Annotated in this window: 21 protein-coding genes; 5 read left to right on the forward strand and 16 right to left on the reverse strand. The window is 65.2% G+C overall.

Annotated features, from left to right (window positions below; translation table 11 throughout):
* Window positions 1–2: 2 nt before the first annotated feature.
* The 9 genes from ACSQ23_RS24575 to ACSQ23_RS24615 all read right to left on the reverse strand — a co-directional run bounded on the left by ACSQ23_RS24575 (window position 3) and on the right by ACSQ23_RS24615 (window position 8,994).
* On the reverse strand, window positions 3–254 hold the full coding sequence (locus tag ACSQ23_RS24575) for a GlsB/YeaQ/YmgE family stress response membrane protein (protein WP_055880977.1): 252 nt from the start codon (window positions 252–254) through the stop codon (window positions 3–5).
* A 193-nt stretch (window positions 255–447) separates the two neighbouring features.
* Window positions 448–1,443 (reverse strand): phosphotransferase family protein, encoded by a 996-nt coding sequence (locus ACSQ23_RS24580; RefSeq protein WP_436092211.1) that lies wholly within the window; start codon window positions 1,441–1,443, stop codon window positions 448–450.
* 103 nt (window positions 1,444–1,546) lie between these two features.
* The gene (locus ACSQ23_RS24585; RefSeq protein ID WP_436092212.1) at window positions 1,547–2,593 is read right to left on the reverse strand and encodes a Gfo/Idh/MocA family protein; all 1,047 of its coding nucleotides are present in this window, start codon (window positions 2,591–2,593) and stop codon (window positions 1,547–1,549) included.
* Window positions 2,594–2,644: 51 nt separating this feature from the next.
* Window positions 2,645–3,691: a Gfo/Idh/MocA family protein gene (locus ACSQ23_RS24590; RefSeq protein WP_436092213.1), complete on the reverse strand. Its 1,047-nt coding sequence runs from the start codon at window positions 3,689–3,691 to the stop codon at window positions 2,645–2,647.
* A 73-nt stretch (window positions 3,692–3,764) separates the two neighbouring features.
* Window positions 3,765–4,535, reverse strand: a complete 771-nt coding sequence (locus ACSQ23_RS24595) for a ThuA domain-containing protein (RefSeq protein WP_055880985.1) — start codon at window positions 4,533–4,535, stop codon at window positions 3,765–3,767.
* 185 nt (window positions 4,536–4,720) lie between these two features.
* Complete coding sequence (locus tag ACSQ23_RS24600; RefSeq protein ID WP_436092214.1) at window positions 4,721–5,731, reverse strand: ABC transporter ATP-binding protein; 1,011 nt, start codon at window positions 5,729–5,731, stop codon at window positions 4,721–4,723.
* Window positions 5,732–5,735: 4 nt separating this feature from the next.
* Window positions 5,736–6,575, reverse strand: a complete 840-nt coding sequence (locus tag ACSQ23_RS24605) for a carbohydrate ABC transporter permease (RefSeq protein ID WP_055880992.1) — start codon at window positions 6,573–6,575, stop codon at window positions 5,736–5,738.
* On the reverse strand, window positions 6,575–7,468 hold the full coding sequence (locus ACSQ23_RS24610; RefSeq protein WP_244488521.1) for a carbohydrate ABC transporter permease: 894 nt from the start codon (window positions 7,466–7,468) through the stop codon (window positions 6,575–6,577). Before ACSQ23_RS24610 ends, ACSQ23_RS24605 begins: the two co-directional genes overlap by 1 nt.
* Window positions 7,469–7,731: 263 nt before the next feature.
* The gene (locus ACSQ23_RS24615; RefSeq protein ID WP_436092453.1) at window positions 7,732–8,994 is read right to left on the reverse strand and encodes an ABC transporter substrate-binding protein; all 1,263 of its coding nucleotides are present in this window, start codon (window positions 8,992–8,994) and stop codon (window positions 7,732–7,734) included.
* 485 nt (window positions 8,995–9,479) lie between these two features.
* Between ACSQ23_RS24615 and ACSQ23_RS24620 the strand changes: the two genes are divergently transcribed.
* The gene (locus ACSQ23_RS24620) at window positions 9,480–10,502 is read left to right on the forward strand and encodes a substrate-binding domain-containing protein (RefSeq protein WP_055881001.1); all 1,023 of its coding nucleotides are present in this window, start codon (window positions 9,480–9,482) and stop codon (window positions 10,500–10,502) included.
* A gap of 87 nt (window positions 10,503–10,589) precedes the next feature.
* Here ACSQ23_RS24620 and ACSQ23_RS24625 read toward each other — a convergent pair whose 3' ends face one another.
* From ACSQ23_RS24625 to ACSQ23_RS24635, 3 genes are all read right to left on the reverse strand, one after another.
* Window positions 10,590–11,372: a protein phosphatase 2C domain-containing protein gene (locus tag ACSQ23_RS24625; RefSeq protein ID WP_436092215.1), complete on the reverse strand. Its 783-nt coding sequence runs from the start codon at window positions 11,370–11,372 to the stop codon at window positions 10,590–10,592.
* Window positions 11,373–11,410: 38 nt separating this feature from the next.
* Window positions 11,411–12,295, reverse strand: a complete 885-nt coding sequence (locus ACSQ23_RS24630; RefSeq protein WP_436092216.1) for an alpha/beta hydrolase — start codon at window positions 12,293–12,295, stop codon at window positions 11,411–11,413.
* Window positions 12,296–12,670: 375 nt separating this feature from the next.
* Entirely contained in the window at window positions 12,671–13,537 is an 867-nt protein-coding gene (locus ACSQ23_RS24635; RefSeq protein ID WP_056001370.1) for a LysR family transcriptional regulator, read from the reverse strand.
* A gap of 127 nt (window positions 13,538–13,664) precedes the next feature.
* Between ACSQ23_RS24635 and ACSQ23_RS24640 the strand changes: the two genes are divergently transcribed.
* Window positions 13,665–14,105 (forward strand): multidrug/biocide efflux PACE transporter, encoded by a 441-nt coding sequence (locus ACSQ23_RS24640; protein WP_436092217.1) that lies wholly within the window; start codon window positions 13,665–13,667, stop codon window positions 14,103–14,105.
* Window positions 14,106–14,338: 233 nt separating this feature from the next.
* Here ACSQ23_RS24640 and ACSQ23_RS24645 read toward each other — a convergent pair whose 3' ends face one another.
* From ACSQ23_RS24645 to ACSQ23_RS24660, 4 genes are all read right to left on the reverse strand, one after another.
* Window positions 14,339–15,436 (reverse strand): DUF1513 domain-containing protein, encoded by a 1,098-nt coding sequence (locus ACSQ23_RS24645; protein ID WP_436092218.1) that lies wholly within the window; start codon window positions 15,434–15,436, stop codon window positions 14,339–14,341.
* A gap of 2 nt (window positions 15,437–15,438) precedes the next feature.
* The gene (locus ACSQ23_RS24650) at window positions 15,439–16,512 is read right to left on the reverse strand and encodes an imelysin family protein (protein WP_436092219.1); all 1,074 of its coding nucleotides are present in this window, start codon (window positions 16,510–16,512) and stop codon (window positions 15,439–15,441) included.
* Complete coding sequence (locus ACSQ23_RS24655) at window positions 16,512–18,020, reverse strand: di-heme oxidoreductase family protein (protein WP_056001382.1); 1,509 nt, start codon at window positions 18,018–18,020, stop codon at window positions 16,512–16,514. Before ACSQ23_RS24655 ends, ACSQ23_RS24650 begins: the two co-directional genes overlap by 1 nt.
* 113 nt (window positions 18,021–18,133) lie before the next feature.
* On the reverse strand, window positions 18,134–19,384 hold the full coding sequence (locus ACSQ23_RS24660) for an imelysin family protein (RefSeq protein WP_056001385.1): 1,251 nt from the start codon (window positions 19,382–19,384) through the stop codon (window positions 18,134–18,136).
* A 363-nt stretch (window positions 19,385–19,747) separates the two neighbouring features.
* Here ACSQ23_RS24660 and ACSQ23_RS24665 point away from each other — a divergent pair, with 363 nt between their 5' ends.
* The 3 genes from ACSQ23_RS24665 to ACSQ23_RS24675 are packed head-to-tail and all read left to right on the forward strand — an operon-like array spanning window position 19,748 to window position 22,582.
* Complete coding sequence (locus tag ACSQ23_RS24665; RefSeq protein WP_055881030.1) at window positions 19,748–20,857, forward strand: ABC transporter substrate-binding protein; 1,110 nt, start codon at window positions 19,748–19,750, stop codon at window positions 20,855–20,857.
* A gap of 1 nt (window position 20,858) precedes the next feature.
* Complete coding sequence (locus tag ACSQ23_RS24670) at window positions 20,859–21,797, forward strand: ABC transporter permease (protein WP_436092220.1); 939 nt, start codon at window positions 20,859–20,861, stop codon at window positions 21,795–21,797.
* On the forward strand, window positions 21,794–22,582 hold the full coding sequence (locus tag ACSQ23_RS24675; protein ID WP_055881032.1) for an ABC transporter permease: 789 nt from the start codon (window positions 21,794–21,796) through the stop codon (window positions 22,580–22,582). Before ACSQ23_RS24670 ends, ACSQ23_RS24675 begins: the two co-directional genes overlap by 4 nt.
* The last annotated feature ends 2 nt before the right edge of the window (window positions 22,583–22,584 follow it).

The raw sequence follows: 22,584 nt of genomic DNA on the forward strand, positions 1-22,584 counted from the left end.
CGTCAGCGCGGGTTGGCCAGCTGCCGCCAGATCAGCAGCACGATGATCGAGCCGACAATGGCGCCGAAAAAGCCGGCCGGCTCGCCCGACTGGTACCAGCCAATCGCGTGCCCCAGCCAGGTCGCCAGCAACGCCCCGACAATGCCCAGCACCGTGGTCAGGATGAAGCCGCGCGGCTTGGGATCCCCCGGGGTGATCAGCTTGGCGATGACCCCGGTAATGAACCCAATGATGATGGCGCCCAAAATGCCCATAAGCCCCTCCGATTCCTCGCGAACATAAATGGACCCGAGGCGGTTGGGTTGCAATGGGCGGGGGGCGGACACGATAGGCCGGTGGCTGTGGACCCCCACCCCTGTCCCCTCCCCTACACTCGGTCGTCATCCCGGCGAACGCCGGGACCCAGTGCGCCGACACTTCCGCTCGCACCGGACACCCCGAACCATCTCAGATGGACCGGCGACGATCCGCGCTCAGCCCGGCCCTCAGAGCAGTGGGTCCCGGCGTTCGCCGGGATGACGGCCCGCACGCCCGCCAGGCCTCATCGCGCTGCTCGCCGAAGAACCGCAGCACCTCCAGCAGCATGCCGATCGGCCGCTCGCCCCAGGAGTAATCCGGCACCGGCCTGCCCCGCAGCTGGTGCAGCGCAATCTGCAGGTGCCGCCACACGATCCGCGGCCGCAATCCCTCGTCGATCCGGCCGCTCTCCCCATAGCCCTCGAGCATTGCCGGCACCGCCCGCAGCGGCACGCCGGCGAAATCGCGCGCCACGTCGCCCCATTCGCAACCGCCCCAATCCAGCACCGCCACATAGTCGAGGTTGTCGGCCCCGACCATCAGGTTGCTCGCCTGGCTATCGCCATGCAGGAACCGCGCCTCACCCGGCGCCTCCGCATAGGGCGCCAGCCGGTCGAGCCAGCGCGTCAGCCACTCCGCCTCCGCCGCCCCGAAATAGCCGGCCCGCGCAATCTCGGCGGGCAGCGGCCGCGGGTCGGTCTTGTCGTCCCAGGTGAGCAGCTCTGTCGCCGCTGACCGCTCCACCCCGGCATGGAGGCGCGCCAGATCGCGCCCCAGCTCACGCCAGGTGGCCGCGGCGAGGGCCGGGTCGGCCACGATACGCTCCAGCACCCTGCCCTCCACCCGCTCATAAATGCCGTAGGCCACCGGCAGGATGCTCCGCGTCGCGTCGGACACCAGCAAAGCCGGCGTCCGCACTCCGGCCGCCCGAGCCAGGGGCACCGCGATCGCTTCGTTCAGCGCCGTACCTTCGAACCGCTGGTGCAGGCGCGGCACCCGCAGCACGTGCCGGTCGCCCAGCGCGTAGATGGCGTTGAAGATCCCGACCTGCGCCATCGGTGCGACCGAGCCGGCGGCAATGCCGTGCTGGGTCGCAATGGCGTGCAGCATCTCGTCGGAGACGACAGGAAACTCCGGCAGCGCCATGCTCTCTCCCCGAGATCGCCCCGCCTGACGTTACATGCCGCCCCACAAAAGCAAAGGGAGCCACGCACCAGGCGCAGCTCCCCGTAACGTCCAAAGGCGTCGATCAGTGCGTCGGCAGTTCCTTGCGCTGCTGCTCCGACACCGTCGCGAGGTCCAGCACCCTCTGCAGCTCGGCGGCGTGGCGGAAGCTCGGCTCCTGCATCTTGCCGGTCTTCACCGCCTCGGCGAAGCGCTGGTAGTTGGTCGGCACCGGCGGCACGTCCATTTCTTCCCAGGTGCCGCTCTCGACATTGTCGCCGAGGCAGACGCGCAGGCGCGAACCATCGTGGCGGTGCTGCACTTCCACGCCGCCCTTCTCGCCGTAAACGCGCAGGCGCAGCTCGTTCATGTGGCCGGTGGCCCAGCGGCTGGCATGGATCACGCCGAGCGCGCCATTGTCGAAATCCACCGCCATGGTGAAGCTGTCATTGGCGTCGAGTTCGTACTCGCCGATCTTGTTGCCCTCGGCCTTGTCGAAGGTTTTGAGCCGCGCGAACACATGCTCGATCTCGAGGCCCGAGCCATACGAGGCGAAATCGAGGATGTGGACGCCGATATCGCCGAGCACGCCGTTCGAGCCGTGCTTCTTGGACAGGCGCCACAGCCACTGGCTTTCGGTGCGCCAGTCGCCCCAGGCCTTCGATACCAGCCAGCTCTGCAGGTAGCTCGACTCCACATGTTTGACCGCGCCGATGGCGCCCGAGAGCACGATCTCGCGCGCCTTCTGCAGCTGCGCCACGTTCCGGTAGGTCAGGTTGACCATGTTGATCAGCCCGGACTGCTCGGCCACGTCGACCATCTCGAACGCCTTGGTGGCGTCGGTCGCCAGCGGCTTTTCGCAGAACACGTGCTTGCCGGCCTTCAGCGCCGCGATCGAGGTGGCGTGGTGGATCGAATCCGGCGTGACATTGGCCACCGCGTCGAACTCACCCCAGGCGATGGCCGCGTCGAGCGAGGCAAAGCCGTTCGGGATGTTGTGCGTGGTGTTGAACTTCTCGAGCCGGTTCGGATCGACGTCGACGCCGCCGACCAGGGTCACCCCCTCGATGGCGGCAAAGTGCTTGGCGTGCTGGGCGGCCATGCCGCCGGTGCCGAGGATGAGCATGCGCATAGTGTATTCCTTCGAGATGGGGCGGTTTCGCCCGTATGCGTTACGGTCGGGTCAGACCCGATATTCTTTCCGGTCGAGGTCGGCGACGAGCGCCAAGTCGAGGATCTTCTGCAGCTCGGCGGCGTGGCGGAAATCCGGGTCGGCCTGGACGCCGGTTTGCACGGCTTCGACAAAGCGCTGGTAATTGGTCTTCACCGGTTCGGCCTTCACCTCGCGCCAGGTCGAAGTGGCGACATCTTCGCCGGCACAGACCCGCAGCAGCGAGCCCCAGTGGCCATGGCTCAGCTCCAGCCCGCCCTTGTTGCCATAGACGCGCAGCCGCTGGTCGTTCGAGTGGCCCGAGGCCCAGCGCGACGAGTGGATGGTGCCGATGGCGCCATTGGCGAACTCGGCCGAAATGATGAAGCTGTCATTGGCATCGAGCACATATTCGCCGATCCGGTCGCCCGGCACCTTCTGGAAGGTCTGCAGCCGGCTGTTCATCGCGACGATCGGCTGGCCGATGGCGAAGGTGGTGAAATCGAGGATATGGATGCCGATATCGCCGACCGTGCCGTTCGAGCCGTGGCCTTTCGACAGCCGCCACAGCCAGGTGCCGGCTAGGTTGGCGGCATCGTTGAAATCGCGCAGCGCCAGCCAGTGCTGCAGGTAGCTCGCCTCGATATGCTTCACCTCGCCGATGGCGCCCGAGGCGATGATCTCGCGGGCTTTGTGGAGCTCGGCGACATTGCGGTAGGTGAGGTTCACCATGTTGATCAGGCCGGCCTGTTCCGCCGCCTCGACCATTTCCATCGCCAGCCCATAGTTTGGCGCCAGCGGCTTCTCGCAGAACACGTGCTTGCCGGCGGCCAGCACTTTCAGCGTTGTCGGGTGGTGGATCGAATCCGGGGTGATGTTGTCGACGGCGTCGAAATCGCCCCAGGCCAGCGCATCGTCGAGCGAGGAAAACCGGTTGGCGATGCCGTAGGTGTCGCAGAACGTCGCGAGGTTCTCCGGGATGGTGTCGACGGCGCCGACCATCTGAACACCTTCGATGGCCTGGAAGGCTTTGGCGTGGCTGTTGGCCATCCGGCCGGTACCGAGAATGAGAAGGCGCATCGCTCTGTCGGGGTTGGAGGTCGAGACGGGATCAGGGCCGCCCGGAGGCGGCCCTGCAGAGATCAGCGTAGCGTCACTTGGGGTGATGCGTCAGCTTGGCGCCGCGCTCGACGATGTGCTCGATCGCCTTATCCACCGGCGTATTCGGCGCCTTCAAGAGGTGCGCGTGGTTATCCGGGTTGTAGGCCCAGTTCACTGCGTTGCGCAGCACCTTGCCGACATTGGCGTCGTGATAGGTCGGGTAGGTTTCGTGGCCCGGGCGGAAGTAGAAGATATTGCCGGCGCCGCGACGATAGGTAAGGCCCGAGCGGAACACCTCGCCGCCCTGGAACCACGAGACGAATACCGTCTCGAGCGGCTCCGGCACCGAGAAGGGCTCGCCATACATCTCTTCGTTCTCGAGCTCGAAATAGGGGCCAAGGCCCTTGGCGATCGGGTGACCCGGGTTCACCACCCAGATGCGCTCGCGCTCACCGGCTTCACGCCAGTGCAGGTTTGCCGGCGTGCCCATCAGGCGCTTGAACACCTTCGAATGGTGGCCGGAATGGAGCACGATCAGCCCCATGCCTTCCCAGACGCGCTGCACCACGCGCTCGACGATCTCGTCCTTCACTTCGCCATGTGCGGCATGGCCCCACCAGACGAGGACGTCGGTGTTGGCGAGCTTTTCGACCGTCATGCCATGCTCGGCATCCTGCAGGGTCACAGTGGTCGGGACGAGGTTCTTGTCCTCGCCGATCAGCGCGGCGATCTGGCCGTGCATACCCTTGGGGTAGTTCTCGGCCACGGCCTTATTCTTCTGCTCGTGGACATTCTCACCCCAGACGGTGACGCGGATCGGCATGGCGGGTCTCCTTGGTAATCGTGGAAAGGGCCGGATGATGGCTCCGGCCCAAGGCATCCAAACTGGCTCTCAAAGCGGTTTGATCGTCGGCGGGATTCACTGCATTGCGGCCCTGCAATTGGCAAGCAAGTGCGGCGAAAATCGAGGCAGGCGCAGCGAAAATGCGTGCGCCTGCGGTAATTTTGTCAGTTCTTGACCGGCTTTCCGGCCTTGTCGAAGCGGTAGACCTTACCGGGGATCGGCGCGATCGAGATGTCGGCATCCGGCTGGTGCATATGGGTGCCTTCCTGCCGCACGATGATCGGATCGCCGCCGGCGCCGATATCGACATAGACATAGCTGTCCGAGCCGAGGCTCTCGGAGTGCACGACCTTGCCCTTCCAGGCGCCGTCGCGATCGGCGATCTCGATATGCTCGGAGCGCACGCCAATGGTGTTAGCGCCGAACTTCGAAGCAATCTCACCGTTGAGGAAGTTCATCTTGGGCGAACCGATAAAGCCGGCGACGAACAGCGATTGCGGGTTCTCGTAGAGCTCGAGGGGCGTCCCCACCTGCTCCACCAGGCCATCGCGCAGCACGCAGATGCGGTCGGCAAGCGTCATCGCTTCCACCTGGTCGTGCGTCACGTAGACCATGGTCGAGCTGTTCATCGCGTGGTGCAGCTTGGCGATTTCCAGCCGGGTGGCGACGCGCAAAGCCGCGTCGAGGTTGCTCAGCGGCTCGTCGAACAGGAACACTTTGGGGTCGCGCACGATGGCGCGGCCGATGGCGACGCGCTGGCGCTGCCCGCCTGAGAGCTGCTTGGGCAGGCGGCTCAGGTACGGGGTGATCTGCAGCAGCTCGGCCGCCTTCTCCACCCGCTCCTTGATCGTTTCCTTGCTCGACTTGGCCAGCTCCAGGCCGAACGCCATGTTCTCGTACACCGTCATGTGCGGGTAGAGCGCGTAGGACTGGAACACCATGGCGATGCCACGCTTCGAAGGCGCCAGCGCGTTGACCAGCGTGCCGTCGAAGGTCATCTCGCCCGAGGTGATATCCTCGAGCCCGGCCATCAGGCGCAGCAAGGTGGACTTGCCGCAGCCGGACGGTCCGACGAAGACCATGAACTCGCCCGAGAAAATCTCGAGATCGACGCCCTTGATCACATCGACGAGGCCAAAGGACTTCTTGATGTTCTTGAGTTCGATATGCGCCATGGAATTAGCCCTTTACGCCGCCGGCGGTCAGGCCGGAAATGATCTTGCGCTGGAAGATGAGGACGAGGACGACCAGCGGTACGGTGACGATCACCGATGCCGCCATGATGTTGCCCCACGGGATTTCGTACTGGCTGCCGCCCGACAGCAGCGCGATGGCCACCGGCACGGTACGGGTCGCGTTCGACGAGGTGAAGGTCAAGGCGAACAGGAACTCGTTCCAGGCCGCGATGAAGGCGAGCAGGCCCGTCGTCACCAGCGCCGGCCACAGCAGCGGCAGGAAGACGCGCCAGATGATGATCCACGGCGTCGCCCCATCGACGATGGCCGCCTCTTCGATCTCGATCGGCAGGTCGCGCATGAAGGTGGTGAGCACCCACACGGTGAACGGCAGCGTGAAGATGGTGTAGGAAAAGATCAGCGCCCACGGCGTGTTGTAGATGCCGAGGAAGCGGATCACTTCGAACAGGCCCGCCAGCACCGCGATCTGCGGGAACATCGAGACCGCGAGGATGGTCATCAGCAACAGCCCCCTGCCCCGGAACCGCACGCGGCTCAAGGCGAAGGACGCGGTGATGGCGAGGAACAGCGCGGCCAGCACCGTCACCGCGGCGACGAACACCGAGTTCAAGAGGTTCCGCGGGAAGCTGCCGGTGGTCAACACCGACATGTAGTTGTCGAGCGAGAACGAGGTCGGCCAGTAGGTGACCCGGAACAGGTCGGTGCCTGATTTGAAGCTGGTGAGGATCGCGTAGTAGAACGGGAAGATCGACACCACGACGATGAAGATCACCAGCGCGTAGAACGCCACCCGCTTGGTGATGTGCCAGAGGTCCAGAGTCATCAGCGGTCTCCCCCGTCGAACCGGACCTTGCCCAGCCAGATATAGAGCCCCGTCATCACGGCGATCATCAGGAACAGGAAGGTTGATTGCGCCGAGCCGTAGGCGAACTTGTCGAAATCGAAGAGGTTCTCGCGTGAGATCACCGACATGGTCTTGGTCGCCGCGCTGTTGGGCGTCAGCACATAGATCAGGTCGAAGATGCGCATCGCATCGAGCAGGCGGAAGATCACCGCCACCATCAGCGCCGGCCGCACCAGCGGCAGCGTCACCTTGAAGAACACCTTCACCGGATGCACGCCGTCGATCTCGGCCGCCTCATAGATGTCCTTGGGGATCATCTGCAGGCCGGCGAGGATCAGCAGCGCCATGAACGGCGTGGTCTTCCAGATATCGACGATCAGCACGGCGGTCATCGCCGTATCGGCGCTGGCGGTCCAGGCGATCTTGTGGCTGATCAGCCCCAGCTTCATGAACAGGTCGTTGATGATGCCGAACTGGTCGTTCAGCATCCACGACCACATCTTGGCCGAGACGATCGTGGGGATGGCCCACGGGATCAGGATGGCGGCGCGGACGATGCCGCGGCCCTTGAATTCGGCGTTGAGCACCAGCGCCACGACCATGCCGAGCACGGTCTCGAGCGTCACCGAAATGACGGCGAAGCGCAGCGTGTTGCCCACGGCGTTCCACCAGGCCGGATCGACCAGGAGGCCCGAGAACACGGTGCGGCCGCTCTTCAGCGTGGTCCAGCTCAGGTAGTTCTTGAAGCCTACGAACTCAGCCTCATAGAGGTTGGTCAGCGAGGCATTGGTCAAGGAGAAGTAGATCGTTCGAAGCAGCGGCCACCCGGCCACCACGGCGAGCGCCGCGAGCATCGGGAGCAGGAACCACATCGCCGCGCCGACGCGCGACTTGAGCAGTTCGGACTCGATCTTGGGCTGGGTTCGGACGGCTTGCCCTGCCGTGGCTTCAACAGTCATCTGGCGCTTCCCCTGCTGCAGGACCGGAGCGCTTTCAGGAGAAGTCGTGAGACTTTTCCGGTTCGAAAGCGCGACCAAATCAAAGACTTGGAGCATTTTGTCGATTCAACGAAGCGACGAATGCTCCAGACGGTGCGGGCCCCCGAAGGCTGCCCGCACCGAACGTCAGCTGAGGCTTACCAGGCGTCGCCCTTGAGCTCGGTCAGCTTGGCTTCGAGCAGCTCGAGGTTCTCGGCAGCAGTGCCGTTACCCGACAGCGTGTCGTGCACGGCCGACCAGAACAGCGAGGAGACCTCGTTGTACTTCACCTTGGTCGGAGCCGAAGGACGCGGCACGGCGTTCTGGAACACTTCCTTCCAGTTCGGGATGATCGGCTGGGCAGCCGCCACGTCGGCGTCGTCATAGAGCGAAACGATCGTCGGCAGGTTGGACTGCTTGATCGCGCGTTCCTTCTGCACTTCGGTCGACGACAGGAACAGGGCGAGCTTGATCGCCTCTTCCGGAGCCTTGGAGTACTTCGACACGGCAACGTTCCAGCCACCGAGCGTCGCAGCCGAACGAGCACCCTCGCCGTCGCCCATCGGCAGCGGCACCACGTCGAACTTGCCCTTCACGGCGGAGTCGTCGCCATTGCCGAGCTGGTAGGCATACGGCCAGTTGCGCATGAACACGGCATTGCCGAGCTGCCACACGCCGCGGCTCTCTTCTTCCTGGTAGGCGAGGACGCCCTGCGGGGAGATCGTGCCGACCCAGCCCTTGACCATATCGATCGCCGCAGCGGCCTTCTCGTTGTTGATCGAGATGGTGCCATCGGGCTCGACGATCTGGCCGCCGCCGTTCGACATCACCCACTCGAGCGCATTACAGGTCAGGCCTTCATAGGCGTTGCCCTGGAACACGAAGCCCTGCATGTCGGGGTTGCCGGCAGCGCGCTCCTTGTCCTGGATCTCCTGCGCGGTGGCAGTCAGCTCGGCCCAGGTCTTGGGCGGCGTCTTGCCGTACTTCTCGAGCAGGTCCTTGCGGTAGTAGAGCGCCGGAGCGTCGGTGAAAGCCGGCAGCGCGACGAGCTTGCCGTTCACCGTCTGCGACTCGATGATCGAGGGGAAGTGGTTCGCCGCCACGTCCTTGGCCGCATCGGTCAGGTCGAGGAACTGGTCCGCCAGCTGCGGCGCCCAGATCACGTCGGTCTGGTACACGTCGATGTCGGAGTTGCCGGCGGCGAGCCACAGCTTGTACTGGCCGAACTGGTCGGTGGTCGAGGACGGCATCGGGACCACGGTCACCTTGTTGCCGGTCTCGGCCTCGAAGCGATCGAGCTGCGAGCGCAGGAACTCGAGACCATTGCCGGTGTCGCCCGAAACGATCGAGAGATCGGCGGCCTGCGCGGCCATGACGCCGAGCGTGGCGCTGGCGAGCAGGGCGGCGATCAGGGACTTCATTCTCATTATTCTTCCTCCCAAAGGACAGACATGACCGGGAGGCAGCCAAACGCGATCGACGCCTCGCGGCGCAGATCGGCAGTCAGTTCCTCCCACCAAAACGCCAGGACCGAGGGCGATCCGCCCCGCAAAAGTCATCCAAAGCGCTTTGGATCGAAACTAGCCAGAGCCATGAAATACTGTCAAGCGAGATTCGCCATCCATTCCTTAACGCCACAATTGGCGCGCCGAATCATCGTGCAATATCAATGTGTTGAGTGAGGCGACCTGTTAACGTCCGCAAACCACTGCATTTCGACCTGAGGTACGAACGTCAGAAATGTTAGTGCCGCCCCGCCGCTTCCGTGCCCCTTGCGTTTGCTTTCCAAATCGCTTTGAATGCGGCACTTGGTGAGGAGGGCGTCCGGCTGTAAGCTCCGCTTCGGGGCTTGGTTCGCGAGTGGAACACCACCGCGCGCCGTTGACGGGCGCAGACGAATTTGGTGATGAAACTCAAAGACTTGGCCGCGGAGCTGGGGCTGTCGCAGACGACGGTCAGTCGTGCCTTGAACGGCTTTCCGGAGGTCAACGAGGCGACCCGCGAGCGCGTCAGCGAGGCGGCGCGCCGGCTCGGTTATCGGGCCAATGTCAGCGCCCGCCGCCTCGCCACTGGCCGCTCCGGCGCCATCGGCGTCACCCTGCCCTTGCAGCGCTCGCTGCATTTCGGCCCGCACACCTCGGAATTTCTCTCCGGCATCAGCGAGCGCATGGCGCAGCACGATATCGATATCGTGGTGACGCCGATCGACGCCGACGACGAAATACCGGTGTTCCGCCGGCTCGTCGCCAGCAAGCGCGTCGACGCCCTGGTGCTTTCGGCTCCGACACCGAACGACGAACGCATCGCCGCGCTCACCGAACTCGGCATGCCGTTCCTGATGCACGGGCGCGCCGACAACGTGAAGATCCCGCATGCCTGGCTCGATATCGACAACGAGGGCGCCTTCCGCCGCGCCACCAGCCATCTGCTCGACCTCGGGCACACCCGCATCGCCATGATCAATGGCCCGGAGGACCAGACCTTCGCCATTCATCGCGACCGCGGCTTCCGCAGCGCCATGCTGGCGCGCGGGCTGACCCCCGATCCGCAGCTGATCGGCGGCGGCCGCTTCACCGACGAGAACGGCTTCCGCCTGGCGCAGGCCTTCCTCGAGCGGCGCCCGCGCCCCACGGCCTTCCTCGCCGGCTCGATGATGACGGCGCTTGGGGTGTTCCGCGCCATCAGGCTGGCTGGGCTGGAGCTGGGCAAGGACGTCTCGATGATCGCCCACGACGACGTCTTCCCCTATCTCAACGCCGACAACATGGTCCCCTCCATGTCGACCACCCGCTCCTCGATCCGCGCCGCCGGCGCCCGCATCGCCGAGCTCCTGCTGCAGATGCAGGACGGCAAACCCCCAGGCTCGATCCATGAGTTGTGGCCGGTTGAGCTGGTGCTGCGGGAATCGACGGGGCCTGCGCCGAAGTAGGTGTTCGGGCTCGCGCAGAACGTGCAGTCGGGTCCCTCTCCCGCCTGCGGGGGAGGGTGCGCCGACTGCGTCGTTTGTGGCCCCCCCTCACCCCGACGGCATCAGCCCCATCCCCGGATTATCCACCTGCCACACCACCACCGTCGCGCTGTCGGTACCGCCCAGCCGGTGCACCTCCGCCAGCATCGAGGAGATCGCGCCCGACACCCCCGCGGGCGACAGCAGCTCGCGGCTGACCCGCGCCGGGTCCTCGAACGGCCGGTCGCCGACCTCGAGCAGGCCGTCGGTCACCAGCGCGATGGTGTTGATCCCCTGCCGCAACTGCCGGATGCCGGTGGAAAAGCACGGCGCCTCGAGCGTCAGGCTGCTCCGCTCGCCGATCCACTCGAAATAGTTACGCACCGTAAGGGTGAACTGCCCCAGCCGCTGCAGCTCGGGATGCAGCAGGTAAAGCTGGTTGTCGCCGATCGACAGCCACATCAGGTAGCCGCCTTGCTGATAGCAGACGAGGCAAGCCGTCTCGCCCCGCACCCGCGCCATCTGCGCCGCCCCGCCGAGCAGCAGGCGCGTCACCGCGGCCTGCACCGCAACATGCGACGGCTCCGGCCGCTCGATCAGCGCCAGCAGCTCCGGCCTCCCCGCCTCGAACAGCTCGAGCACCGCGTCGGCGCTTTCCGAGCCGGCATGCGCATCGAGGATCACGGCGAAGACCCAATCCTCGCCGGCCCACACCAAAGCCGCGTCCTCGTTCTTCTTTGCGCCGAACGCGGCGTTACCGCCGCAAATCCCGATGGCGACCCGACCCGCCGTGTAGATGCGCGGCCCGTCGAGGCAAGGATCGACACTGCCGCTCCAGACGAACTCCTGCATCGACGCCTCCTGCCCCTCAGCCCGCCATAGGTAATACCCTATCGCCCGCAGTTCGCGTCCAGCTTCGGCGCCAGCCATTCCAGCGCCGGGACGATCTGCTGCTGCCAGGTGTCCCAGTAATGCCGGCCGTGAGTCACCCGCAGGGTCGTGTCGATGCCGAGCTGCGTCAGTCCGTTGTGATACTCGGCCGAAGCGAGGATCAGGTCCGGGAAATCGGCATCGCCGATGGCGAAGTAGAAGGCCGGCTTGTCGGCGGCGCGCCTGAGTTTCGGCATCAATGTGAAGGGGTTGGCGGCGTTGAAGCGGGCGCGGTCGAACGGCGCGCCGAAGACGTTCTGGTAGAGCCCGGGGATCCAGCCGCTGCGCTGGTCGTTCTGTTCCAGCGGCTTGTGCAGCGCCCCGGCAAAGCTCATCACCGCTCCATAGACATCCGGGTGGTTGATCGCCTGCAGCACGGCGCCGACCCCGCCCATCGACACCCCACCGATCGCCCGTCCGGCGCGGCACCTGGCCGTTGGGTACTTCGCATCGATCGCCTTGACGAGGTCGGTGGCGAAGGCCGTGTCGATCAGCCCGAACCCTCCGGCATCGGGGTTGTCGACATACCAGCTGTCCCCTGCCCCCGGCGCCACCACCATCAGCGGCGGAATTCGGCCATCGGCCAGTGCCCGGTCGAGGATCGGGCCGAGATTACCCCAGGTGAACCAGTCGCCATCCGCCCCGGTCAGCCCGTGCAGCAGATAGACCACCGGCCACCGCTCTCCCTCGGCCGGCGCCGGAAACGGCGTGTAGACCGCATAAGGGATCGGCCGGCCAAGCGTCGGGCTTTCCGCCTGCAACCCGAACTCGACAATCCCCGCCGCCAGCGCCATCGAATTGGCAAGCACCATCGCGGCCGCGCCCAGCGCAGCCAGAAGTTTCAATCTCAATCTGTCCCCCTCGGATCGCCGGTTACGGCGAGTTCAATATGCAAAGTAGGTTTGGGAAAACGTTTTCCTGGTTGGCATGGTATTGCGGTTGGGAGGGTTGGGCAACTAGCCAGAAGGCGGTGCTGGTTGCGTGGCACAGTCGGTGCAACGAGCGTCCCCTCGCCCCTCCTAGGGGGCGCAATAGCGCCCCCGGGGGGAAGGGTTAGGGCGAGGGGCGCCAAGCACACCGGACGCGCCTGCAATTGATGGAATCCGGGCTCGGCCAAGCGCGCTTGGCGCCCCTCAGCCCCGCCCTCTCCCCAGAGGGGCGAGGGGGCGGTGTGGCACGGCCGGCGCACCTCATCCCCCGCCTGGATCAACCCTCGCCCCCTACCCCCGCGTCTCCTTCAGCAAACCATCCAGCAGCCACTGCCCCGCCGGCCCTGGCGGCGAGCTCCGTGACCACAACGCATCGACCGGCAGCAGCCGGGGCCAGCCGCGGGGTGTCAGCTCGGCCAGCGTGTCGCCGGCATACTGGCGTACCAGCCAGTCGGGCAGTTCGGCCCAGCCGAAACCCTGTTGTGTCAGCTCCAGCAGCATCAGGTAGCTCGGCGCCGACCAGGCAAGCCCGAGCGGCCGGGTGCCGCCGCCGACATAGCTGTTGAGGTAAATCTGCCGCGTCGCCGCGAGCTGCTCGGCGCTCGGGCTGCCAGCCGTCGCCAGCGGGTGCTCACGCGCCACAAACACCCCCATGCGGGTCGGCTCGGCCAGCCGGGCCGAGGCGATGCCGCTGGGATAGGATGGCGCCGCCGCGGTGACCGCCAGATGCGCCCGGCCCGCTTGTAAGAGATCGATGACATCGGGCCCCTCGGCGATCAGGCATTCGAGCTCGATATCGCGATAACGTCGCTCGAACTCCTGCATCAGCTCGAGATGGTCGCTCTGCCCATAAGTGTCGGAGAGGACAATGGTCAGCCGCGGCTCGACCTTGTCGGAGAGCCGCAAGCTCAAAGCCTCGAGCCGGTCACCGGCAGCCAGAATCTCCTGCACATGCGCCAGCACCCGCCGCCCCGCCGCCGTCAGCACCGGCAGGCGGCTCGACCGGTCGAACAGCGTCAGGTCGAGATCGGCCTCGAGATTGGCGATCGCCGCGCTGATGGTCGACTGGCTCTTGTGCAGCTGCCGGGCAGCGGCCGAGAACGAGCCGAGCGCCGCCGCCGCGGCGAAGGCCTCCATGGCTTCGGGGGAATATTGCATCTATCGATATTCTCGATGGTACCTATCTTGGTATACCTGAAAAATCGATGCTAGGTGCAGCTCACATCCGGGAGCGCTTTCCAGTTCGAAAGCGCGACAAACCAAGACGTTGAAGTGTGAGAACACCATGCAACTCCAGAACCGGTCCTTCCTCGAACGCATCGGCCACGCGGTCGGCTTCGAGGTCATCGCGCTGCTCGTCTGCGCGCCGATTGCCGCCTGGCTGCTCGACCGGCCGCTCAGCCATGTCGGGCTCCTGGCCATCCTGCTCTCGACCACCGCCATGGGCTGGAACGTCGTCTACAACCTGGTCTTCGACCGGCTGTGGCCGGTGGCGCGCGTGCCGCGCACCCTTGCCGTCCGGGCGCTGCACGCGCTCGGCTTCGAAGGCGGCCTGGTGTTGGTCGGCGTGCCGCTCGCGGCGTGGCTGCTGAACATCTCGCTGGTCCAGGCCTTCATGCTCGATATCGGCTTCTTCCTGTTCTTCCTGCCCTACGCGTTTGCGTACAACTGGGCGTATGACGGGCTCAGGCAGCTCTGGGTGGAGCGGAAGGTGGCGGGGGTTTAGTTCCGGTGGCTCCGCACCCCCTCTCTGGCGAAAACTAAGGACTTAGCTGCGCTAAGCCCAAGTTTTCGCTTTCTCCCCCGCCAAGGGGGAGATGATCGGTGGTCCCACCGACATCGGACCATCAGTCAGGACTCTCCCCCTTGGCGGGGGAGAAAGCAAAATCTTAGGTTTAGCCGTTTGGCTAAGCCTTAGATTTTGCAAGAGAGGGGGTTTTTGGAGGGCACGATGCCCGCTCAAACCGCCTTCAGCAACCTCAAATGATTGTCAAAGTTCAGCTCGAACGTCGTGAGCGGCGCCGGCGAGCCGGCGAGCCCGCCCAGCGCCCCTTCTCCGCTCGAAGCCACGAGCCCGACACTGTCCGGCGCGATGCCGCAGCCGTTTTCGAGCCCGAGGCTGGCGACCACCGTCGCCGTATCGGGGTCGATGGCGAGGATGGTGTTCCCTTCGGGCGAGGAGACGCCGATCAGCCCGCCATCGGCTGAGGCAGCGACCGAGCCAATATAGTTGCGCAATTCCCCGAGCGTCGCGTCGGGCAGCTCGATCAGCCGGATCTCGCCATCGCGCGTGGCATAGCCGACCAGTTGCGGCCGATCGGCCGAGGGCCCGCGGAACTGGCAGCCGAACCAGACCCGGCCCTTGTGGTCGAACGCCATGTGGCGGATCGACAGCTGGTGCAGCCCGCCATCGAGCCGCAATTGCCCGATCAGCTTGCCCGAGCGCCGGTCGACGAAGGCGATCGAGGGATCCATGCTGTCGAGGTTGAGCTCGGTCCGCCCGTAATCGGGGTGCGTCTCGATCCCGCCATTGGCGACGACGAAGGTTTCGCCATCCGGCATCAGCAGCATCTCGTGCGGGCCGGTGCCAAAGGTGTCGAACTCGCCGATCCGCTTATAGCCGCCGGCGACGTCATAGATGCCGATCACCCCACGCGCATTGTCGAAATCATTCTCGGTGGCATAGAGCAGCTTGCCGTCGGGCGAGAAGGCTCCGTGCCCGAAGAAATGCCGGCCCTCGATACTGGTCAGCGTCTGCGGCTTCGCCCCGCCCTTTGGGTCGAAGATCACCGCGAAGGTGCCGGGCTGGCGGGCGAACACCACCCCCTGCCCCGTGGTCGGCGAAAAGGTGATGTCGTGCCCACGCTCCGGCAGGTCGACGGTCGAGATCACCGCTCCGGCCTCGTTCACCAGCGCCGCGCCGAACCCGCCTTCGCGCTTCTGGATCGACGAGGCGAAGATCAGTTCGGCTCGCTCCAGCGCTTCGGCACGCCGCGGCAGCAGCGCGGCGGCAAAGCCAACGCCCGCTGCCTTGAGGAATGCCCGCCGCTGCCACATCATCAGTCTCCGTCGAGCGACGAGAAGCCGACCGACAGGCCCAAAGCCGCCGCGAGGTTCTCGCCGAGGATGGTGTCGAGCGACTGGGTGACGATCACCAGGTAGTCGAGCGCCTTTTTCTGCTTGGGATCATCAAGCGCCTGCTCCACCGGCTCGGTCACCACCTTGCCGGCGCGCTCGGCATTGCCGAACTCGAAACTGGCGCTGTTCGACACCCAGAGGTTCTCCGCCGTCGTTGCCTCGGCGATACGCGATTTCTCGAGCAAAGCGCGCAAGCCCTCGAAATTGGCGTTGATCGAGGGCACCGTCATGCCCGAGCGCCAGAACAGCGCCGATTTCGGCTTCGGCGCCGCGCCGTCGCGCCCTAGGAACGGCAGCAACCGCTGGTCGCGGATCGCCTCGGTGCCGTGCGCCAGCAACCCGGTCAGCGCCTCGGCCACCTCGCGGAAACTGCGATAGTCGGGATCGGCTTCGGACGGCTCGAGCAGCCGCTTCGAGATGCCCGCGGGGTCGTTCCACTCAGCCGACAAGGCGGCCGCAGTCTCGGCCTGCAGCATCGCGATGGCGTGAGCATAGCGGCAGCGGAAATCGCCTTCGGCGCTGCTCAGCTGTTCGGCGCCGGTGCCGAACAGCAGGAACTCGAGCGCCCCCAGCCCCTGCATGGCGACGCTTTTGCTGCCGAGCTTTGCCGGGTCCGCCGCATCGGGGTCGGCATCGGCGAGCACGCCTTGCACCTGCCTCAGCGCGATGCCCTTGCGATCGGGCCAGAACAGGATCTTGTCGTAGCGGTTCTCCACCATCAGCGGCCCGAGCCGATAGAGCTCGACCCGCGACCAGGCGATAACGGCGGCCTTGAACTGGGTGCGGGCAACGTCGAGGCTCGCTTCGGATGGCCCGCCGCAGAGGCCCGCGACGTCGCGCTCGAGCGTCGCCGCCGTCTCGGCATACTGGGCGAAACCGGGGCGGATCGCCTCGGTGATCGCCAGCGACACCACCTGCTCCGCCGTGAGCTTTTGTTCCTGCGCCAGCGCAGGCGTCAGGCTCAGCGCCAGGACAACGGCAAGCAACAGACGCATCACAGCGACTCCAGGAAGGCGATCAGATCATCGCGCTCGGATTTCGGCATGTTTGCGAACGCATCGCGCGATTTCTGCGCCTCGCCGCCATGCCAGAGGATCGCCTCGGTGAGGTTGCGCGCCCGCCCGTCATGCAAAAACTCGGTGTGACCGGAGACGGTCTCGGTGAGCCCGATCCCCCATAGCGGCGGGGTCTTCCACTCATAGCCGTCGGCATCGCCCTCGGGGCGGTTGTCGGCAAGGCCCTCGCCCATGTCGTGCAGCAGCAGGTCGGTATAGGGCCAGATCAGCTGGAACTTGTGCGCCTCGATCGGCGCCTGGCGCGAGGTCACATACTTTGGCGTGTGGCAGGCGGTGCAATTGGCGGCATAGAACGCCTGCTTGCCGCGCAGCACGTCGGCGTCGCCGACGTTTCGGCGTTGGGGCACGCCCAGGTTCTGCGAGTAGAAGGTGACGAGGTCGAGCACCGGATCGGGCGCCTCGGACGGGCCGAGCCGCTGCTGTTCGCCGGTCGGCGCCGCCAGGCACTCGGCCTCTGCCGTGCTGCAATCGCCATGCGGCTTCATCACCAGCGGTGTCGAAATGCCGATATCGCCGGCAAAGGCATCGGCCGATTGCGCCCGGATGCTGGCGGCGCCGGCCTTCCAGCCGAAGCGGCCAAGCGCGCGCTGCCCGCTCTCCGCATCGAGCACCATGTTGGGCCGGCCCGAAATGCCGTCGCCGTCGCGATCGTCGGGGTCGACCTTCTTAAGGATATCCTCCTGCGGCACCTGCTCAAGCAGCCCCAGTCCGATCATCTGCGGCGCGACGCGCGGGCTGAGCAGCACATCGTCGGCCATCGCGCCATAGGCGAGGTCGGCGACCGAATAGCTCGGACGGCGCAGCGTCACGATCGTGCCGTCACCCAGCTTCACCGGATCGTCTGTATAGCTGATCACTATCTTGCCTTCGGGCTTGATCCCCTGGATGGCAAAATCCTGCAACTGGCCGCCATAGGTCGGCTCCTCGATCACCTTGGCGCCGGCGAGCAGCGCCGCATGGTCGGCATCGTGGCGCGGCGGGATGGAGAGGCGCAGGAACATCGATACAGCATCGTCGCCATTGCCCGACGGCGTATGGCCACGCCCGTCCTTCAAATGGCAGTTCTGGCAGCCGCGCGCATTGAACAGCGGCCCCAACCCATCCGACGCCTCGGTCGAGGCCGGCGCCGACACCCAGAGCTTGCGGAACAGCGCGTTGCCGAGCTTGAACTCGGCTTCCTGCTCGAAGCTGATATTGGCCGACGAGAACGAGAAGATGTCCTGGTTGACGCGCTTCTTCACCGTGCCGGCCCCGCCCGGCAGCTGCTCGAAATTCTCGGGCTTGGTGAAATCCGTAGTGGGGGCAGTGACCGCCTGGACCCGCTGCAGATCCCTCGGCGTCAAATCGGAACGGGTCCCGCCGTCGCTGGCGACGGCGAGACCCGCGATAAGGGTTATGACCAGGAAAACGGTCAAGCGCTTGTGCATGTCTCGCACTCTTGGCTTCCCGGCCATGGACCGGGATGAAACGCAGCATCGCGGATTCTGGCAACCCGCGACGCCGACAAAGCTCTGGAAAACCCAGGCCTACGAAGACTCGCCTACTGGAACACGGCGTCCGGGTTGGTCAGGCTGTCGGACTGCTCGATGGTCACCGTGTCGCCCAGCTCCAGCAGCGCCACGGCGCGCTCGATACCACGGGTCTGCGCGATCAGGCCATCGATCGCCGCCTGCACAACCGCGTTACCTTCGGTGTTCCCCTCGGCGATCATCTGGTCGTATTTTTCGACGGTGTCGCCGCGGGTCTTCATCAGCTCCATCTTGGCGACGGTGTCGGCCAGCAGCGCCTTGAGCTCGGTGTCGACGGTGGCGTCCTTCGAGGCAATCAGCTCCGAGATCGAGGGGCCTTCGACCACCGAGCCATCAACCCGGGTGTATTTGCCCAGGTAAACGTTCTGGATGCCGATCGCGTCGTTGAGATGCGAGATATAGGTGTTGTCCGAGAAGCAGTCATGCTCCTCTTCCGGATCGTGCAGCAGGAGGCCGAGCTTCATGCGCTCGCCTGCCAGCTCGCCGAACGACAGCGACCCCATGCCGGTGAGAATGGTGGCGAGCCCCTGCCCCGCCAGTGCGGTGCGCGCCGCGCCGCCTTCCTGCCAGTTGGCGACCATTTCCTCGAGATCGGTGACGAGGAGGTCGGTCGCCGCATCGAGATACTGGCCGCGCCGCTTGGCATTAGCCTCGGTCGAATAGTCGGTGAACGGCCGCTCACCGGCCCCGGCTTCCGTGCCGTGGAGATCCTGGCCCCAGAGCAGGAACTCGATGGCGTGGTAGCCGGTCGCGACGTTCGCTTCGATACCGCCGGCTTCCTGCAGCGTATCCTGCAAAAACGCCGGGGTGATCTCCGCCGCATCGACTTCGGTGCCGTCGATGGTGATCTTTGAGTTGGCAATGATGTTGGCGGTGTAGAGCCCGTTCTCGTCGCTCTCGGTACCATAAGAGGCATCGACATAGTCGATCAGGCCTTCATCCAGCGGCCAGGCATTCACCTTGCCTTCCCACTCATCGACAACCGGGTTGCCGAAGCGGAACGCCTCGGTCTGCTGGTACGACGGACGCGACGCCCGCCAGGCTTCGCGCGCCGCGGTCAGCGTCTCTTCGCTCGGGTTGGCGATCAGCGTGTCGGTGGCGGCGTCGAGCGCCTTGGCGGTCGCGAGCGCATCCTCGTAACCGGCGAGCGCGATATCGGCGTAGGTCTTGAGGATGGCATCGGCGCTGGGTTCGGCGGCATTGGCAAGGCCGGCGCCCATCGCCGCCATGCCGATCGAGAGGGCAAGCGTGCTGATCTTCATTACTGAAATCTCCTGGAGCAGGCCTGCGCGGGCCCGTTGGTAGCGCCGACTATCAAAGTGGATAGTCGGCTTCAAGAAATATCGACCCAGCTTGGAACGGCTCTAATCTGGCTTTCCTGCCCCCATCTCGACTCGCCCAAGCAAAACGGGCACTGTCACAATTGTCACAATTGACTTCGGAGGGGGTCCGAACGCTGTCTCGCCTGCGCCGCCTGACTTTGTCGGGGCAATGGATCGCCTCGCCTGCCACGGCGCACCTTGGGGGTGTCACGTGGCTGTCACACGGCCAAAATAGGTGAAGCGCGGCTTTAGGGGCTCCTCCCGAGTCAGGACAAGAAGCCAAAATTCCAGGGAGACTTGAGAATGATCGTCAAGAATGCGCTCGTCGCTTCGGTATCGGTCGCGGCACTCGCCGCTTCGACCTTCACCGTTTCGGCGCAGACCGACCTCGCCGCGCTGTACGAAGCCGCGAAAACTGAGGGACAACTGACCACTATCGCCCTGCCGCACGACTGGTGCGGCTATGGCGCCGTGATCGAGGCCTTCAAGGCCAAGTATCCGGGCATCACCATCAACGAGCTGAACCCCGATGCCGGCTCGGCCGATGAAATCGAAGCTATCAAGGCCAACAAGGGCAATACCGGCCCGCAGGCCCCTGATGTGATCGACGTCGGTCTCAGCTTTGGCCCCTCGGCCAAGGCCGAAGGCCTGATCCAGCCGTACAAGGTCTCGACCTGGGATTCGATCCCGGATTCGGCCAAGGACGCTGAAGGCTACTGGTACGGCGATTACTACGGCGTGCTGTCGTTCCTCGTGAACACCGACCTCGTCTCGAAGGTCCCGACCTCGTGGGCCGACCTCAAGGGCGCCGACTATGCCAACGCCGTGGCGCTGGCCGGTGATCCGCGCGCTGCCAACCAGGCCATCCAGGGCGTCTATGGCGCCGGCCTCTCGACCGGTGCTGCCGATGCCAAGGCCGCGGCCGACGCTGGTCTCGCCTACTTCGCCGAGCTCAACAAATCCGGCAACTTCGTGCCGGTGATCGGCAAGGCCGCTTCCACCGCCCAGGGCACCACCCCGATCGTCGTGGCGTGGGACTACAATGCTCTGGCCTGGCGCGATGGCTTTGCCGGCAACCCCAAGGCCGAAGTGGTCGTGCCGTCCGACAGCGTCGTCGCCGGCGTCTACATCCAGGCGATCTCGGCTTTCGCGCCGCATCCGAACGCGGCCAAGCTGTGGATGGAATACCTCTACTCCGACGAAGGTCAGCTCGGCTGGCTGGCTGGCTATTGCCACCCGATCCGCTTCAACGATCTCGCTGCCAAGGGCTCGATCCCGCAGGAGCTGCTCGACAAGCTGCCGCCGGCCGAGGCCTATGCCAAGGCCGTGTTCCCGACCCTCGACGAGCAGGCTGCCGCCAAGGAAGTGATCACCGGCCAGTGGGACGCCGTCGTCGGCGCCAACGTCCAGTAACATGACCAATGTCAGCTCTGCGGCTGACACCTCGGCCGGCCCGGTTTCCACCGGGCCGGCCGTGCGCGTCGGTGGTAACCCGTTCCGGTTCTTTTTGAGGCTCCGCCTCGGCGACATCATCGCCATCGCGCCGTTCATCATCTTCGCTTTGCTGTTCCTGTTGATCCCGACGCTCGGCCTCGTGGTCGGCGCCTTCCAGGACCCGCAAGGCAATTTCACCCTGCAGAACGTCATGGATCTGGCGACGCCGCAGATCGCTGCCTCGTTCTGGATTTCGATCCGGGTTTCGGTGACGTCGGCCGTGCTTGGCGCCGCCATCGGGCTCGCCATTGCGCTGGCCATCATCCGGGGCAAGCTCCCCTCCGGCATCCGCTCGGCGGTGATGACCTTTTCCGGCGTCGCCTCGCAGTTCGCCGGCATCCCGCTGTCCTTCGCCTTCCTCGCGACGCTCGGCCGGCTCGGGCTGGTCACCGTGCTGCTGAAGTTCGCCGGGCTCGACCTCTACAAATCCGGCTTCAACCTTTTGAGTTTCTGGGGCCTCACCATCACCTATCTCTACTTCCAGATCCCGCTGATGATCCTGATCATCGCGCCGGCGATCGATGGGCTGAAGAAGGAATGGGGCGAGGCCGCCGCGACGCTGGGCGCCACCAATGGCCAGTTCTGGCGCTATATCGGGCTGCCGGTGCTGTGGCCGAACCTCCTCGGCACCTTGTCGCTGCTGTTCGCCAACGCGTTCGGCGCCATTGCCACCGCCTACGCGCTCACCGGTTCGTCGCTCAACATCGTCCCCATCCTGCTCTATGCGCAGATCCGCGGCGACGTGCTGCACAACCCCGGCCTCGGCGCCGCGCTGGCGCTCGGCATGATCGTCATCACCGCGCTCGCCAACATCGTCTACCTGGTGATCCGCACCCGCGCCGAGAGGTGGCTCAAATGAAGCCCGCCAAGCTCTGGAGCTGGCTCATCTTCGCCTTCGGCGCGGCCTATTTCATCGTGCCGCTGCTCGCCACCTTCGAGTTCTCGCTGCGCATCCGCCGCGAGGGCTACACCTTCGATGCCTATACCTCGGTGTTCTCCGATGGGCGCTTCCAGGCCTCGTTCAGCTACTCGCTGATCGTCGGCGTCTGCGCCATTCTCGCCGGCCTGCTGATCGTCGTGCCCGCCGCCTATTACGTGCGGCTGCGCGCCCCGCATCTCAGGCCGATCATCGAGTTCATCACCCTGTTGCCGCTGGTGATCCCGGCCATCATTTTGGTGTTCGGCTATATCCGCATGTACAACACCTCGTCGCCGCTGCCGCTGCTCGGCACCAATCTCGGCACCGATATCCTGTTGACGCTGGCCTATGTGGCGCTGGCCCTGCCCTACATGTATCGGGCGGTCGATACGGGGCTCCGCACCATCGATGTGCAGACCCTCACCGAAGCCGCCAATATCCTCGGCGCCAACCAGGCGACCATCATCGCCAAGGTGATCTTTCCCAACATCATCGTCGCGGTGCTGTCGGGCGCTTTCCTGACCCTCGCCATCGTCATCGGCGAGTTCACTATCGCGAGCCTCCTCAACCGGCAGGTGTTCGGTGTCTACATGCAGAATGTCGGCGCCAACCGGGCGTTCGAGCCTGCCGCGCTCGCCGTCATTTCATTCGTCATCACCTGGGGCGCCATGGGCATGATCCAGCTGCTCGCGCGTTTTGCCCCCAAAACCGCCCGTAGGGACTAGAC

The sequence above is a fragment of the Devosia sp. LjRoot16 genome, from assembly GCF_964252795.1.
In the GTDB taxonomy this organism is placed as follows: Bacteria; Pseudomonadota; Alphaproteobacteria; order Rhizobiales; family Devosiaceae; genus Devosia_A.